Genomic DNA, 14,982 nt, shown 5'->3' with positions numbered 1-14,982 from the left:
GCGCGGCAGGCACCTCTTCCCCGTTGCAGTGGGACGGTTGACAGACCCGCCCCGGTCACCCGGGCGGTTTGGTTTGGGGGGTGATCCTCAATACGATCCGGCGATGATCACAAGAAGATGGTTGGCGGCCGGGGCGGGCGGGCTGTTCGCCGTACTGGCCGTCGGGCTGTTCCCGGCGAATGCCGCCGCCGGGGAGCCCGCGGCGAAGGAATCCCCCAAGGTCGAGCTGGTGCTGGACGTCAGCGGATCGATGCGGGCGACCGACATCGACGGCAAGTCCCGTATGGCGGCGGCGAAGCAGGCGTTCAACGAAGTGCTGGACGCCACACCGGACGAGGTGCAGCTCGGCATACGCACCCTCGGCGCCAACTATCCCGGTGACGACCGGCAGCTCGGCTGCAAGGACACCAGGCAGCTCTACCCGGTCGGCAAGCTCGACCGGACCGAGGCGAAGACGGCGGTGGCGACCCTGGCGCCCACCGGCTGGACCCCCATCGGGCCGGCCCTGCTGGGGGCCGCCGATGACCTGAAGGGCGGCGACGCCACCCGGCGGATCGTGCTCATCACCGACGGCGAGGACACCTGCGCCCCGCTCGACCCCTGCGAAGTGGCGCGGGACATCGCGGCCAAGGGCATCCACCTGGTCATCGACACCCTCGGGCTCGTCCCGGACGCCAAGACGCGCAACCAGCTGCTCTGCATCGCCGAGGCCACTGGCGGCACCTACACCTCCGTCCAGCACACCGCCGAACTGTCGGGGCGCGTGCGGCAATTGGTGGACCGGGCCGCGACGCCCGTGGTGAATCCCGTGGCGACCGACGGAGCCAAGCAGTGCGAAGGGGCCCCGCAGTTGGGGGCGGGCCTGTACAGCGACCGCGAGACCTTCGGTGAGCACCGCTGGTACCGGGTGGACGTCAAGCCCGGCCAGGAGCTGCGCGCCTCGGTGAGCATCGCCGCCGACCGCGCCGTCAACAACGACTACGGCGTCATGCTGCGCGCGACGACCACGCACGGGCGGGAGATCGTCCGCGGTTCGGAGGCGGGCGACGGCCGGACCGACATGATCTCCACCGGCCTGCGCTACCCGAAGGCCCGGGCCGACGACGACGCCGCCGACGACGGGGACGGCAAGCCGGCGGCGGAGACCGTCTGCCTCCAGGTCAGCAACTCCTTCTCGGCGGGGCCCTCGGTCAAGACCGCCCCGGGCCTGCCCCTGGAGCTGACCGTCGACCTGGTGGACGCGCCCGACGAGGCGTCCGACGTGGCCGCCTTCGGCCTCGGCCGCGGCTGGTGGCTGCTGGCCGTGCTGGTGCTCGCCGGGTTCCTGGCGGGTCTGGTGTGGGGCTGGGTCTCGCGCTGGCGTATCTCGGTCTGGAGGACCAACTGATGCGTACCGTACGCACACTGACCGCCCTCGCGCTGGCCGGTGCCGGCCTGTTCGCCGGGGCGGGCGCGGCGGTCGCGGCCGTCGCGGCCGGCCCGTCGCCGAGTCCGAGCGGCAAGGCGGCCGGGCCGACCGAGGCCGGCACCACCTTCCGTACCGCCACGGCGCTCCAGCCGGGCCAGCAGGGTACGGCCGACGCCTCCACCGGTGACTACCTCTACTGGGTGCTCCCCCTGGACGCGGGAGCGCGGGCCACCGTCGACGCGACGGTGAAGCTGCCGCCGTCGGTCTCCCGGCACGGCGCCTCTACCTGGCGGCTCGACGTGTACGACGGGCTTCGCCGCCGCCAGGCCTGCATGTACGGCATGCAGACCAGGGCGGCTGCGAAGGAAGCCGGCTCGGTCGAGCTGTCCTGCACCCTGCGGACGGTCCGGGCCGGGGCGGACACCTGGGCCAACGACCCGCTGCCGGGCAGTTACTACGTACGCCTGACGGTCCTCGACGTGGCCCCGGAGGACCTCGGTCTGCCGGTACGGGCGCAGGTGCAGGCCCGGTCGAAGGAGATCGGGGGCGCGGTCGCGGTGGACGGCGCCCTCGCCGCGCCGCTGACCGCACCGAAGCCGGCGGTCGCCGGGGAGCCGGAAGGCGGCTGGTCCGGCGGCTGGTGGTCGGACCGCTGGATCTGGACAGCGGCCGGCGGACTGCTCGCGACCCTCGCCGGCATCGGCGGCTACCGGCTCACCCGCGGCACGGGCCGCCCCTCGCGCGTGCCCGGGGCCTGACCGCCCGGACAACGGGTGGGAGCGGGTCGGCGCCGGACGCCGGGACCGCTCCCACCCCCTCGGCGGCGGGCGCCGTCACCTCGTGAAGACGAGGCTGACGTTGTGGCCGCCGAAGCCGAAGGAGTTGGCCAGGGCGGCCGACCATTCGCCCCGGCGGTTCTCGCCCCGCACGACGTCCAGGTCGATGCGCGGGTCGAGCTCGTCGAGGTTGCGCGTCGCCGGGACCACGCCGTCCCGGAGCGCGAGTACGGCGGCCAGCGCGCCGAACGCCCCGGAGGCGCCCATCATGTGGCCGGTCATCGACTTGGTCGCGGTGACCGCCGCGTGGGTCCCGACGGCGCGGGCGATCGCCTCCGCCTCCGCCACGTCACCGGATTCCGTGGAGGTCGCGTGGGCGTGGACGACACCGATGTCCCGCGGGTCCACATCGGCGTCGCGCAGGGCCTGTTGGATGGCGAAGACCTGGCCGTCCGCATCGGAGGCCGTGATGTGCTGGGCGCTCGAACTCACCGCGCTGCCCGCGAGTGCGCCGTAGGTGCGCGCGCCCCGGGCCCGGGCGAATTCGGGGCGCTCCAGCACCATCATCGCCGCGCCCTCGCCCATGACGAAGCCGGACCGTTTGACGTCGAACGGGCGCGACACCGACTCCGGGCTCTCGGAGGCCGTCGACAGCGCCTTCATCTGGGCGAACGCGGCGATGGTGAAGGGGTGCAGGCACGCCTCCACACCCCCGGCGACGACCACGTCCACCCGTCCGGCCCGGATCAGGTCCTGGCCGAGGGCGAGCGCCTCGGCTCCCGACGCGCAGGCGCTGACCGTCGTCCTGGCGCCGCCCTTCGCACCCAGGTCCATGCTCACCCAGGCGGCCGGGCCGTTCGGCATCAGCATCGGGACGGCGAACGGCGACAGCCGGCGCATTCCGCTGCGCTCGAACACGTCGTCCTGGCCCAGCGTGGTGAGGACGCCGCCGGTGCCGGTGCCGATGACCACGGCCAGCCGTTCCGGCTCGACCTGCGGCGCGCCGGCGTCCCGCCAGGCCTCGCGGGCGCTGAGTATCGCGAGCTGCTCGCCCCGGTCCAGCTTCCTGGCCTCGGTCCGCGGCAGCAGTGACGCCGGGTCCACCGGGAGTCCGGCCGCCACATGCACGGGCACGTCCGCGGACCACTCCTCGTCGAGGAATCGCACCCCGGACTCCCCGGCCAGCAACCCCGCCCAGGACGCCCGCGCATCGGAGCCCACCGGCGTCATCGCCCCGGCACCCGTCACCAGCACCTGACCGTTGTCGGCCATCTCAGCCTCCCGAGCTGTGTGGACTTCAGACAAGACCAAACGTGATCTTGTAAAGATCCTGACAGCATTCAGAGGGCCCGTCACGGCACGTGGCCACCGTTTCGGCCGCCGAGGTTTGTGGGGGTGCGACAAATCAGGGGGTCAGGAGGCGCGTTCGGAGGCGGTCCACCGTGGCGGGGGTGATGCCGACACGGGTGGTGAGGTACCCGGCCGCGGAGCCGTAGCGGGCCTTCAGGTCGGCGAGGACCAGGGACAGGACGGCCGCCGGGGCCCGCCCGTACGAGGGCCAGCGCAGGGTGCGGCCCGGGTTGGCCGCGTGCCAGTCGGCGGTGAGGCGGGCGGTGGCCAGCTCGGTGAGGGCGAAGTCCGCCAGGATCTCCTCCTCGGGGACGTCCAGGAGGGTCAGGACGAGGGCCGCGATGAGCCCGGTGCGGTCCTTGCCCGAGGTGCAGTGGAACACCGTGGGGCCGGGGTCGGCGGCGATGAGCTCGATGGCCCGGCGGATCTCCTCGACCCCGTCCTCGGTCACCTCGGCGAAGCGGTCGGCGAGGTAGCGCCAGGGGTCGGTGTCGGGGTCGATCTCGGCTTGGTCGTAGGGCCGGTGTTCGATGCTGAGGTTGGCGTACGTGAACCGGTCCGCCTCCGGGACCCTGCCCTTGGCATCGGCCTCCCAGGGGTAGCGGAGGTCGATGACGGTACGTATGTCCAGCGCGAGGAAGCGCTCCCAGTCGGCGCCCTGGAGCTTGCCGAGGGAATCGGCCCGGTAGAGCGTGCCCCAGGCGACGGTGCGGCCGTCGGCGGCGCGGTAGCCGCCCATGTCGCGGAAGTTGTGGAGGCGCTCGAAGGTGATGTGGCGGCTGGTCATGCCGGTGTCTTCCGTTCGGTCGGGGGATGCCGTCAACGGGGAATGCCGTCAACTGCTCACCCCCAGCATGCGTTACCCGGTCGCCGAGTCCTCGGGGTCGAACAGCCGGATGTGCCAGAAGCCGGCCGGCCTCTCGTCGACGTGCCAGCGGCCGGGCGCGCCCACGTTCGGAAGGTCGACGCCGGAGGCGACGGTGGCTCGGGCGAACTCGGCCGGCCCGGAGAAGGCGGCATTCCGGAAGGTGGCCGCGGCCTGGAATTGTGGGTTCAGGAACTCCACGGGGCCGTGGAACGCGCAGTGGTCGAAATCGATGCCGGACCCGAACTGCACGCCCTCGAAGCGCACCTGCCCGTGGAAGGCCGAGTGGCGGAAGGCGGCCAGCCCCACGAAGCGCGCGTCGCGCCACAGCAGCCGGTCACTGAAGGCAGCGTATGCGAACCGTGCGCTCTCCCCGCAATGTGTCCCCTCGAAGGCGGCCGGGCCGTCGAATCGGGCGTGGTTGAAGTCCACCGGGTACTTGAAACGGGTGGCCCCGAAGGAGACCCGGGACTGGAACGAGGCGGACGGGAAATTGGCCGAGCCCTCGAAGACGGCGTTCTCCATGACCATCTTCCCGCAGAACGTGGCGTGGCCGAAGTCCGCCTGGTCCTCGAAACGGGCGCCGGTGGACACCAGGTCCCGCTCCCACGTCGAGGCCGTGAAGTCCGCGCGCCCGAGGAACACGGCCTCGGTGAGCCCGGTCAGGCCGCCGAAGGTCGCATGGGTGAAGTCGGCCCCTCCCTCGGCCCGCACCCGGTTCAGGTCCGCCGAGGACTCCAGTAGCGCCAGCCTGAAGGAGACGTCCTCACGGAACTCGGCGCCCGTGAACCCCGCAGGGCCGACGAAGAGCGCCCGGCGGAAGGCGGCCGGACGGTGGAACCGGCTGCGGTCGAACACACCGCCGTTGCGGAAGACGGCCCCGTGGAAGGAGGTCAGCCCGGTGAAGTCGGTGTTGCCGAACAGTGCCCGGCCGCCGAACACGGCGCGCTGGAAGGAGACATCGCCCGAGAACTCGGCATCCTCCGTGCTCCAGTCGTCCTTGAACTGCGCACGGTCGAAGAATCCCGAGCCCAGCGTCACGCGCCCACTCACCGGGTCCCGTACCGCGTCGAGCAACCGCGTCAGCAGGCCATCCGCGAAGGTGGTCCCCCGCAAGTCCACCGACGCCCCCGGCCCGAGTGTCCCGAGATACGCCTCCTCTCCCGCAGGGGTCTGGTGCGCAAGGCAGTAGGCGCTGCCGGGGAGTTGTACGCCGATACACGCGGGCATGCCGTTCGCCGGTACACCGAAGGCGCAGCACGGCCAGTCCACCTCCCCGTACCTCAGCCCCTCGGCCTCCGTCACGGCCTGCCCCAGCTCGCCGGGGTCACCGGTGCACACCCAGCCCGCCAGACTCCCGGAGGCCACCGAGCCGTCCCCACCCTCCCGCACCGGCTCCAGCGTACGGAGCACGGTCGGGCCGAGCAGATCGCCGAGCGCCCCGTACAGGGCGTCGGACACGGCAAGGACGAGAGATCCGCCGGCCACCGGCCACTGCGGCCACTGCGCGTCCTGAATGCGACCGGCCAGCTGGAAGGCGTCGTCCACCGCCGGAACGGTGAAGGCGTCCTGGGCGTCGACGACGGCGATCTCCCCGGCGCCCACGGCCACGGCGAGAGTGGTGTGCGACCCGCCGCGGGCCTCGGACTCCATGGCCCGGGGCAGTTCGGCGAGCAGCCGGCCGGCCTTGCCCAGGGCGCCCGGTGCCTGCACGACGACGAGTGCCCGCTTCCCGTCCTCCTTGACGCTCGCCGGGCCAGTCACCGCGGTTTCCCCCAGGAGCCGCGTCACGAGCGAAATGAGTCGCTCGCTGGGGGGACTACCGGTCGTCATCGGGCCGAATTCGGCATGCAGTGCCAGGCAGACCGATGCCCCCGGGTCCACGACGGGGCGCGTCGCACCGGACGGCTGTCGTTCCCCTCGCTGGGCTGCCAGAACCCCGCGGAACGAGGACTGTTCGACCAGCGCGTGGCCCGACAGGAACACCATCCGGTCCGGCCAGACGCTGTGCACGACGCCGACCAGCTCCCCGTCGCGGGACACCGGGGCGCCCCCGTAGTGGGTCCAGCCTTCCGGGACCGAGGAGAGGCCGACGAGTTCCCCGTTGCGGGCGCCCGCGTACGGGATCACCTCGCCGGTGAGTGCGATCGGCTCCCCCTGGTCCGTGAAGCCGTCGACGTGGGCGCGCCCCGGTCCGTCCGGCTCCGCCGCCCAGGTCAGCTCCGGCAGGGTCCGTGGGTCCACCAGGTCCTCCCCCGCCAGCAGCACGAACACCCGGGGCGTCGCGTCGTCCCACCACACGGGGCGGCAGCGGACCTCGTGCTCCCCGGCCCGTACCCAGGCGACGGCGGTGTGCGCCTGCTGGACGTCCCCGACCGTCAGCACCAGCCGCGGGGTCAGCAGCGTGCCGACCTCCTGGGGCTCGGCCATCGGCTCGAACCGGACCCGTACCAGGCGCTCGCGCAGCCCCGGATCCGCGACCGGCTGCGTCGCGAACGGCATGGCCTGCTCGGGTACCTTGCGGCGGCCCTCCTTCCCGGTGGTGAACCGGATCACGGAGAAGTCGGGGCCGGTGCCGCGGTGGCGGGACATGAACTCCCAGACCTTGCGGCGCACCAGCTCCCGTACCGCGGCCACGTCCCCGCGCAGCTGGGAGCCGAGCAGGGCTTCCCGTACGCCGGGCAGGAACTCGAACTCGGCCTCGTCGGCGGCCTGTTCGGCGCCCCAGGGAGCGAAGAGCCCGCCCAGGGCTACCTCGGCCAGGTGGCCGTGCTCCGAGTCGCGCAGCAGGGACCGCCGGACGAGCGTCATCACGGGCAGGGTCAGCGGTACGGCGGCCAGGTGGGCGGCGAGCTGCTGGGCGGTCGGGGAGGCGCCCGCGCGGAAGCGTTCCACCACCTCCAGGGCGGTACCACCGGCCGGCACGGGATCACGTAGCGCGTCGCGCAGAGGACCCCGCACGGGGCCGCGGGGCGGCCCGCCGCCGTGCGCCGCCTCCGCGTCCAGCCGCAGGCAGGCCAGCCGGCGCCAGCGCCCGTCCCCCGAGACCACCCGCACCAGCCGGGCCAGGCTCCCCGACGCGATCCCGACCACCGGGACCACCGGCCCGCCCCCGCGTGCCCGCCGCGCCGCCGGGACCTGCAGCCAGGAGCGGGTGGCCGTAGCCGGCCGGTCCGCGCGGACGGCGAACGGCACGGGCCGGACGGCGCCGCGCGTCCAGAGCCGCTCGGGCAGTACGTTGAGCACGGCGACCGAGTTGTGGGCGCACCAGTGCCGGAGCACGCCCTGCAACGGCGCCTCCCGCCAGCCGCCCGCGACGGTGTCGGAGACCACGAGGATCAGGCGCCGGCCCGCCGGGTCGGCCAGCTCCAGGGGGTTGCGGGGCGGCCCGCCGCGGCCGCGGGTGACCATCGGGGTGGCCCCGGATCCGGTGCCGGTCAGCTGCCAGGTGCGCACGTCGCGGAAGACGCCGCTGCGGGTCAGCACCCCGCGCAGCTCTTCGACCAGGTCGGACCACAGGAGCATGGAGTGGTGGGTGTCGACCACCAGTGCCAGGTCCAGCCAGCGGCTCTCGGCCGGGCGCAGCACCGGGGTCGGCACCATCCGCTCGATGCTGCGTTCCACGGTGAGCTGCTCGTCCAGCTCTTCGCCCGGACCCCCGATGGAGCGCCGGCCGACGGGACGCAGGGAGCGCATCAGGGCGAGCGGGTCGTCGAGGGAGGCGGCGCGGGGCAGCCGCAGCGGTACGCCGCGGCGTCCGCCGGCCGGGTCGGTGTCCTTGCCCGCGCGGTCGCGTACGGATGCGGGGAAGAGCTGGACGGGCGGCTCCCCGGCGGCGGCCGGCCCCCGGGGTAACGGGTCCTCGGGACGCGGTGGTTCGGCCGGGCCGGTCGGCGGCTCCGCCGGTGGGCCCGGAGCCGGATCGGCGCGCGGGGGCCGGGCGGCCGGGTCGACGCGGGCGGCCAGCCACAGGATGTCGGCGAGTTCCTGCGCCCCGATGCCGGGGCGCAGGCCGCTGTCGTCGGCGCCTTCGGCGAAGGCGGCGAGCAGCTTCTCGATCACGCGATGGGCCCGGTCAGGTGCTGCATCACGGTGGCGAGGAAGCGGTCGCGGTCCGCGGGGGCCGACCAGGCTCCGGCGAGGCGCAGCTGGATGGCGTTGAGCAGCTGGTCGGTCGCCAGGTCCCCGTCCTCGGCGCGGTCGAGGAAGCTCAGGACGAGTTCCCGGTATTCCGAGTTGCCCTCGATGTCGACGCCGAGCCGGCGGCGGACGATGCGGGCGAGCTTGTCAGGTCCCGGCGGCTCCAGGTGGAGGCGGACGCAGCGGCGCAGGAAGGCGGGCGGGAAGTCCCGTTCGCCGTTGCTGGTGAGGACGACGATGGGGAAGTACCGGCACTGGACCCGGCCTTCGGTGATCCGTACGGCGGCGTCGGGGCTGTCGTCGGTGCCGATGGCGACGGTCGGGTCCTCCTTGGCGAGCCGGGCGAGTTCGGGGATCACGAAGCCGCCGTCCTCGAAGACGGTCAGGAGGTCGCCGGGGAGGTCGATGTCGCTCTTGTCGATCTCGTCCACGAGCAGGACCCGGGGGCGGTCCTGCGGCAGCAGGGCGGTGCCGAGCGGGCCGAGCCGCAGATAGCGGGAGATCGACGGGGGCGCGGCCGGGGCGGCCGCGATAGCGACCGGGGCCACCCCGGCAGCCGCCCCGGCCACCCCGGCGGCCGCCACCCCGGTGACTCCGCCGGCGCTCGCCGCGGCGATCCCAGCCGTCGCGCTCGCCGCCGCACCCGGTGTCCGCAACTGCTCCAGCCCCGCCTCCTGCAGCCGCCCGATGGCGTCGTACAGGTAGAGCCCGTCCCGCAGCACCGTCCGGCTGGTGATCGGCCAGTGCAGTACGGGTCCCAGCTCCAGGTCCACCGCGATGCTGTACGCGAGCGTGGACTTGCCGACGCCCGGCTTGCCGGTGATCAGCAGCGGCCTGCGCAGATGCAGTGCCGTGTTGACGACGTCCTTCTCCGGCTCGTCGGGGACGTACCCTTCGCCCCGCCGCCAGGTGCGCTCCCAGGCCGGCCCCGCGCACCCGGGCGGCTCGTACCCCGGGTCCGGGGTGCCCTTGAAGTCCCGCCAGGGCGGCGGTGGTCCGGCCACCAGCCGGGCGCGGCGATCCGCGCCGCCGCCGGTGCCGTGGTACACCCACCAGTCCTTCACCACTGCCTCTGCCTCCATCATCGGGTGTCGCGTCGTTCGGGATTCGGGTAGGGGGACCAGGGGGCGTCAGGCCAGGGACCGGAGGGTGAGCGTGTCGTCGGGATCGTCCCACAAGAGCACCAACCGGTCTCCCCCCTCCGCCAGTTGACCGGGCCGGGCCGCGGCGGCCGCCGCCCGGCGCACCTCCCGCACCCGGGCGGGCAGCGCGAGGACGTTGATCGCACCGGGTTCGGGACAGTCGTCCGGCGCCAGCAGCTCCAGGAGTCCGCCGGCCGTCACGCCCCCGGCGCCGCGCCGCCACACTGCCACCGGGACGCCCCCTTCGAGCACGGCCTCCAGCAGCCCGCCGGTGTGCACGGCCGAGGTGTGCCCGAGGACGCAGGCGGGCGCCGGCCCCGTCCCCAACTCCATCCCGAGCGCGTCGGTGACCTCCGCGTCCGCCACGACCCGTACCGCGTCGGCATGCCGGCCGCCCTGGGCGCAGATCCAGCGCCACTTGACCCGCCATTCGGCCCGGGTGTCCTCCCGCTCCTGCGGGCAGCGCACCACCACCTCGTAAATCAGCCCGAGGGGGCGGGTGCGCCCGGCCGGGCCGCGCGGCACCGGCCACTGGTCGAAGTCGGCGTCCAGCAGCTCGTACGGGACGTGGAACTCGATCCGCTCCACCGCGGCGTACGGCTGCCCGGCGTCGGCATCGGATGCCGGATCCAGCATCCGTGACACGAGAGCCAGTTGGCGGACCAGCTCGGCACGCACCGCTTCCAGCCGGATCGGATTTCCCTCCGACTCCCAGATGTGCCGGGTCCCTTCGCGGCGCAGCCATATCCTGGCCAGGAACCCGTTCTCCCCGCCCGGTGGCGCCTCCAGCCGGATGTGCAGGGAGGTCTTGGGCGCCGGTGGCGGCGGCGGAGGCACCGCGGGCAGCCCGAGCCGCTGCTGCGTCCCCCGTACCCAGCCCCGCAGCCGGGCCGCCCAGACCGCGTCGCCCGGTGCGGCCCGCTCTGCGAGGAAGCGTACGAAGGGCACCGTGAGCGGCAGCCCGCTCCGGCCGCCCTGCCGCTCGTCCAGGTCCTGGACCACATCGAGCAGGGTCTCCCCCGGCAGGCCGCCTTGCACCGGAGTCGTACAGCCTGCCGCCTTGAACGCCCAGGCGTAGGCCTCGTACGCGCAGCGCGGCAGGTCACGGCCCTCGAAGAGGCTGCCGAGCCCGTCCCAGGCGGTCTGGTCGAGCCGGGCCGCGCGCGGCAAGGAGACCCCGGGCGGGTCCTCGTCGAGGAAGGAGCAGGCGTCCCAGTCCCGGTCCACGACGAACTGCGGCAGCTGCCAGCCCTCGCCGCGCTCGCGGAGCTCCTGGAAGCCGTGGTGGATGGTCCGGGCGGCGTCGGCGAGGCCGGTGACGCCCTCCCGGACCGACCGCTGCCCGAGCTGGCCGAGCAGGGCTTCGGTGAACCGTCCGGCGCCGCGCTCGGCGTCGTTCTGCGCGGCCTCGCCCTCACGGGAGGCGTACAGCCGGAACTGCCGCCGCCCGGGGACGGTGGAGCCGCCCCCGTAGTCGGTGTTCCCGAAGTTCCATCTGCTGTCGCGCGGCGCGTCGACGCGGCAGGCGTCCACCAGGGCCGCCTGGAGCGGGAAGCGCCGGTGTTTGACCAGGTCGGTGCGCCACCAGCGCAGCGCGGAGTCGAGGTTGAGGTGCCGGATCTGGCCGGGGCTGGCGTCGGCGCAGGGCAGCATCAGCTCCTGGCGCTCCCCGAGGTAGCCGTGTCCGGCCCAGAAGATCCACAGTAAGTCGCCGTCACACTGCGGGAGTTCGTCCAGCAGCGCCGCCTTCACGTTCCCCTCGGTCGCGGGGCGGTACGTCGATCTCAGCGCGGCCAGGCCCGGCGAGGCTTCCCAGTCGAGCGTGTCCGGGTCGTCGAGCGGGGACAGCAGCAGCCGTACGTGGCCGGCCGGCACCTGCCCCGGCCCGGTGAGCCATTGCGCGAACCGCAGGGCGTCCCGTGCGGGGCCGCGCAGGTTCCAGCGGTGGCTGATGGCGTAGCTCTCCACCCCGGCGACGAGCGCGAAGGTGCGCCGGGGTCCGAGGGTCGGGGGCAGGTGGTCTGGGGGAGTCACCCGATCTCACCCGATCTCCGCTTCCGCCACCGCCTGTTCGATCCGCTCGTAGAGGGACTTCTGTTTCCAGTAGGCGCTGTGACAGGCCGGGAACGGCTGCCGGCTGCCAATCTCGTGGTCGGTGACGCGCGGGTCGCCGGGGAAGACGGGCCCGGCGAGGTAGGCGAGCACGTCCTGGCGGTCGTAGACGTTGAGCCAGCGGGGGAAGCCGTACGGGAGCTTCGCGCCCGGGGCGAGTGCGGTGAGCGCGCCGAGCTCGTAGAGGAACGGCGCCTGCGAGCCTACGGTGACCAGCAGTTCGGCGCCGGGGACGGGCTCGCCCCGGGCGGCGCCGAGGGCCAGGAGGTCCACGAGGGCGATCCCGCCGAGGCTGTGGCCGATGAGTACGGTCGGCCCCGGCTCGGCGGTGATCCGCGTGTGCAGGAACTCCCGCAGGTCCGCGCCCCGGGCCTGGTAGCGCAGGATGTCGCCGAGCGCGGGCGTGGCGCCGACGGTGAGGGAGCCGCGCCAGGCGTTGAGCAGCGGCTGGGTGGTGACGCGCATGGCCAGCCGGCCCAGGACGGCGGCCGCGCGGGCCCCGGGCACCCGGGCGTCGCCGCCGAGCCGGGTGGTGAGCAGCTCGCACAGGCGGTCCCGTTCGGTACCGGTGCAGTCGGCGTCGGCTCCGGCGGTGGCGAGGGCGGCGGCGGTCACGGCCCGGGCGAGGGCGGTGGCCAGCTCGCGGGCCTGCGGTTCCCCGGCGGCGCGGGCGCCGGCCCGGGCGGCCTCGGCGGAGCGGGCGGTGCTCTCCAGGGCGGCGGGGAAACCGGCGGCGAGGCCGGTGCCGTGCAGCAGGGAGGCCAGCTCGTCCCCGTCGGCCGGCGTGGAGGGCAGCCCGGCGAGCAGGTCCAGTACCCGGACCCCGGCGGGCTGTACTCCCGGCATCGCGAACTCGTCGCCGTCGCCGTCGTCGTCGCCGCCCCGGCCGGTGCCGGTGTCCCAGCCCGCCTCGGCGAGCACCCGCAGTTCGCACAGCGGGTCGGCGAGCAGCAGGGCCCACTCGGCGGTCTCGGCGTCCGCCGCACCGGGGGCGTCGGGTGCGGCGTCCAGGGGTGCGTCCAGGGGTGCGTCCAGCGGGCGCAGCCCGGGTACGGACCGGCCGCCGGCGCTGAGGCTCGCCCCGAACCGGTCCCCCCAGAAGCAGGAGTCGACGGCCGCGTCGGGGAACCTGGCCGTCAGCCGGTCCCGGACCAGTGCGAACAGCGTGTCGTGCCGCTCGCGCCGCACCCCCGTGCCGTGGACAAACAGAAACCGCATTGCCGCCCCGCCCCCCTCGTAGGCTCTCCCCCGCCCGGCACGATAGCGCCGACGGCGTGACGAAGGGCGTGGAACGGCGAGTTCAGCTTCTACGGGGGATCGCCGGGGGCGGCGTCCGTGGGAGATCGCTCAGCGCTTGCGGGCGAGCGTCAGGCCGTCCGCGATCGGCAGCAGGACGGACTCCACCCGGTCGTCGGAGCGCACGTGCGCGTTGAACTCCCGGATGGCGAGGGCGTTGCCCTCGGCGTCGGCACGGACCGCCTCGCCGCCATACAGGACGTTGTCGGCGAGGAGCAGCCCGCCGGGGCGGACGCGCGGCACGAGCTGGTCCCAGTAGGCCTGGTAGCCGGGCTTGTCGGCGTCCAGGAAGACCAGGTCGATCACCGGCTCGGGCGGGAGCGCGCGGAGGGTCTCCAGGGCGGGGGCGATCTTCAGCTCGATCCGGTCGGCGACCCCGGCCTCCTTCCACGCCTCCTGGGCGATGGAGGTCCACTCCTCGGAGATGTCGCAGGTCAACAACCGACCGCCGGGGACCAGGCCCTCGGCCAGCGCCAGGGTGGAGTAGCCGGTGAACGTGCCGACCTCGACGATCCGGCGGGCGCCGAGGAGCTTGCCGAGCATGGTCAGGAACACCGCCTGCTCGTGCGGGATCCGCATCTGGGCCGGGCCGCCGAGCGTGCGGGTGCGGGCGACCAGCTGCTCCTGCACCGGGCTCGGCGGTTCGGCCTGGGCGACCAGGTACGCGTACACCTCGCGGGTGAGCGGCACGGTCTTCACGTCGTCCTCGGACCTGCTCATGCCTTGCGTCCCTTCGGAGGGGTGGGGGTCGGGGTCGGCTTCGGGCTCAGGGTCGGATTCGGGCTCAGGGTCGGATTCGGGCTCGTCCGGCTCGGGGGCTGCGGGATCTGGGAGGCGAACGCGGGCGGCCCCTCGCACACGGCCACGGCCACCAGGCGGGCGAGCGCCTCCCGCCCGAAGCGCTCGGGGGCGCCGTCCGGGACCGGGCCCAGGCCGTACGCGCCGATGTCGGCCACGCACCGGCCCAGCAGCCCGACCAGCTGCGCCCGGCACACGGAACGGCACACGGGCCGCCGCTGCACCTGGAAGTGGACGTCATAGAGGTCCTGTTCGGCCTCGGTCGGCTCGTGCCCCGGACATCGGCCGGTGTGCTGGAGCAGGGACGCCGCCCCCTCGGGTACGAGCCTGCGGGCCACCGCCATGCGCACCCGCAGGTTGTCCTTGACGGCGCGGGTCAACTGGTCCCGCGCGGGCGCCGCCCGGTGCCGGTCCTGGGCCGCGCGCAGGGCCTGCGGTACGGGGGCGTGGTCGCGGGCCCACTCACCGCTGAGGGCGGGGTGCGCGGCCATCGCGGGGGGCCGCACGAGGGATCCGTACAGCGCGGGCGGGCAGCTGCCGGAGTACAGGGACAGCACGGAGTCGACGTCGTACAGGGCCACCGCCCAGGTGATCAGCCGCCCGGCCGCCTCCTCGGGGGCCGCGGCCAGGGCGTGCAGGGCCGCCGTCAGGAGCTGCGCCACGGGGAGGGCCGCCTGGTGGCCGGTGAGCCAGCGGTGCCGGGCCCGGTCGGCCTCACCGGCCGGGGCGCGGTAGGCGGCGGGCGGATTCCCGGTGAGGGTCTCACGCAGGGCGGCGAGCTCGCCGCGCAGCCGCTCCTCGCAGCCCTTGTGGCCGCAGTCGGCCTGCTCCTGACCGGGCATGGGCAGCACCAGCGGTGGATGCGCGGGAACGGCGGTACCGGCGTCCGGCCGGGCATCTTCGCGGGTATCCGTAGGCGTATCCGTAGGCGTATCCGTACGCGCACGGTTACGGACATCCGCAGAGACATCCGCACGGACATCCGTACTGCCGTCACTGGCGTCCGCGCGGGCGTCCGCGCCGGGGGGCGTGGCCACACGTACTCGGGCGGAGTCGAGGCGCATCTCTCAGTCCCTGCGGTTTCGGGTGCCTGCG

General features: G+C 74.1%; 10 protein-coding genes. 2 read left to right on the top strand and 8 right to left on the bottom strand.

Features of this window, described 5'->3' with window-relative positions; all coding sequences use genetic code 11:
- The first annotated feature begins 103 nt into the window (after positions 1-103).
- Together J7I97_RS21905 and J7I97_RS21900 are read left to right on the top strand one after the other, a co-directional pair.
- Positions 104-1,387 (top strand): VWA domain-containing protein, encoded by a 1,284-nt coding sequence (locus J7I97_RS21905; RefSeq protein WP_214937494.1) that lies wholly within the window; start codon positions 104-106, stop codon positions 1,385-1,387.
- Complete coding sequence (locus J7I97_RS21900) at positions 1,387-2,166, top strand: hypothetical protein (RefSeq protein WP_214937492.1); 780 nt, start codon at positions 1,387-1,389, stop codon at positions 2,164-2,166. Before J7I97_RS21905 ends, J7I97_RS21900 begins: the two co-directional genes overlap by 1 nt.
- A 75-nt stretch (positions 2,167-2,241) precedes the next feature.
- On the opposite strand, the gene J7I97_RS21895 is transcribed toward J7I97_RS21900, so the two are convergent.
- The 8 genes from J7I97_RS21895 to J7I97_RS21860 form a co-directional block, all read right to left on the bottom strand.
- Positions 2,242-3,456 carry a beta-ketoacyl synthase gene (locus J7I97_RS21895; protein WP_214937490.1) on the bottom strand — a complete coding sequence of 405 codons (1,215 nt, stop codon included), beginning with the start codon at positions 3,454-3,456 and terminating at the stop codon, positions 2,242-2,244.
- Between the two features lie 133 nt (positions 3,457-3,589).
- Positions 3,590-4,321, bottom strand: coding sequence for a tyrosine-protein phosphatase (locus J7I97_RS21890; protein ID WP_214937488.1), 732 nt, complete (start codon positions 4,319-4,321; stop codon positions 3,590-3,592).
- Positions 4,322-4,393: 72 nt separating this feature from the next.
- Positions 4,394-8,461: a pentapeptide repeat-containing protein gene (locus J7I97_RS39625; protein WP_214937486.1), complete on the bottom strand. Its 4,068-nt coding sequence runs from the start codon at positions 8,459-8,461 to the stop codon at positions 4,394-4,396.
- Positions 8,458-9,624, bottom strand: coding sequence for a MoxR family ATPase (locus J7I97_RS21880; RefSeq protein WP_251049589.1), 1,167 nt, complete (start codon positions 9,622-9,624; stop codon positions 8,458-8,460). The genes J7I97_RS39625 and J7I97_RS21880 overlap by 4 nt, the downstream gene beginning before the upstream one ends.
- 45 nt (positions 9,625-9,669) lie before the next feature.
- Complete coding sequence (locus tag J7I97_RS21875) at positions 9,670-11,715, bottom strand: caspase family protein (protein WP_214937484.1); 2,046 nt, start codon at positions 11,713-11,715, stop codon at positions 9,670-9,672.
- Between the two features lie 6 nt (positions 11,716-11,721).
- Entirely contained in the window at positions 11,722-13,011 is a 1,290-nt protein-coding gene (locus J7I97_RS21870; protein WP_214937482.1) for an alpha/beta hydrolase, read from the bottom strand.
- Between the two features lie 129 nt (positions 13,012-13,140).
- Positions 13,141-13,809 carry an O-methyltransferase gene (locus J7I97_RS21865; RefSeq protein WP_214937480.1) on the bottom strand — a complete coding sequence of 223 codons (669 nt, stop codon included), beginning with the start codon at positions 13,807-13,809 and terminating at the stop codon, positions 13,141-13,143.
- Positions 13,806-14,729, bottom strand: a complete 924-nt coding sequence (locus J7I97_RS21860) for a hypothetical protein (RefSeq protein WP_214937477.1) — start codon at positions 14,727-14,729, stop codon at positions 13,806-13,808. Before J7I97_RS21860 ends, J7I97_RS21865 begins: the two co-directional genes overlap by 4 nt.
- Positions 14,730-14,982: the final 253 nt, after the last annotated feature.

Origin of the sequence: Streptomyces sp. ISL-87 (assembly GCF_018614095.1) — a bacterium.
GTDB lineage: Bacteria > Actinomycetota > Actinomycetes > Streptomycetales > Streptomycetaceae > Streptomyces.
This window is presented reverse-complemented; position numbering and strand designations above follow the sequence as displayed.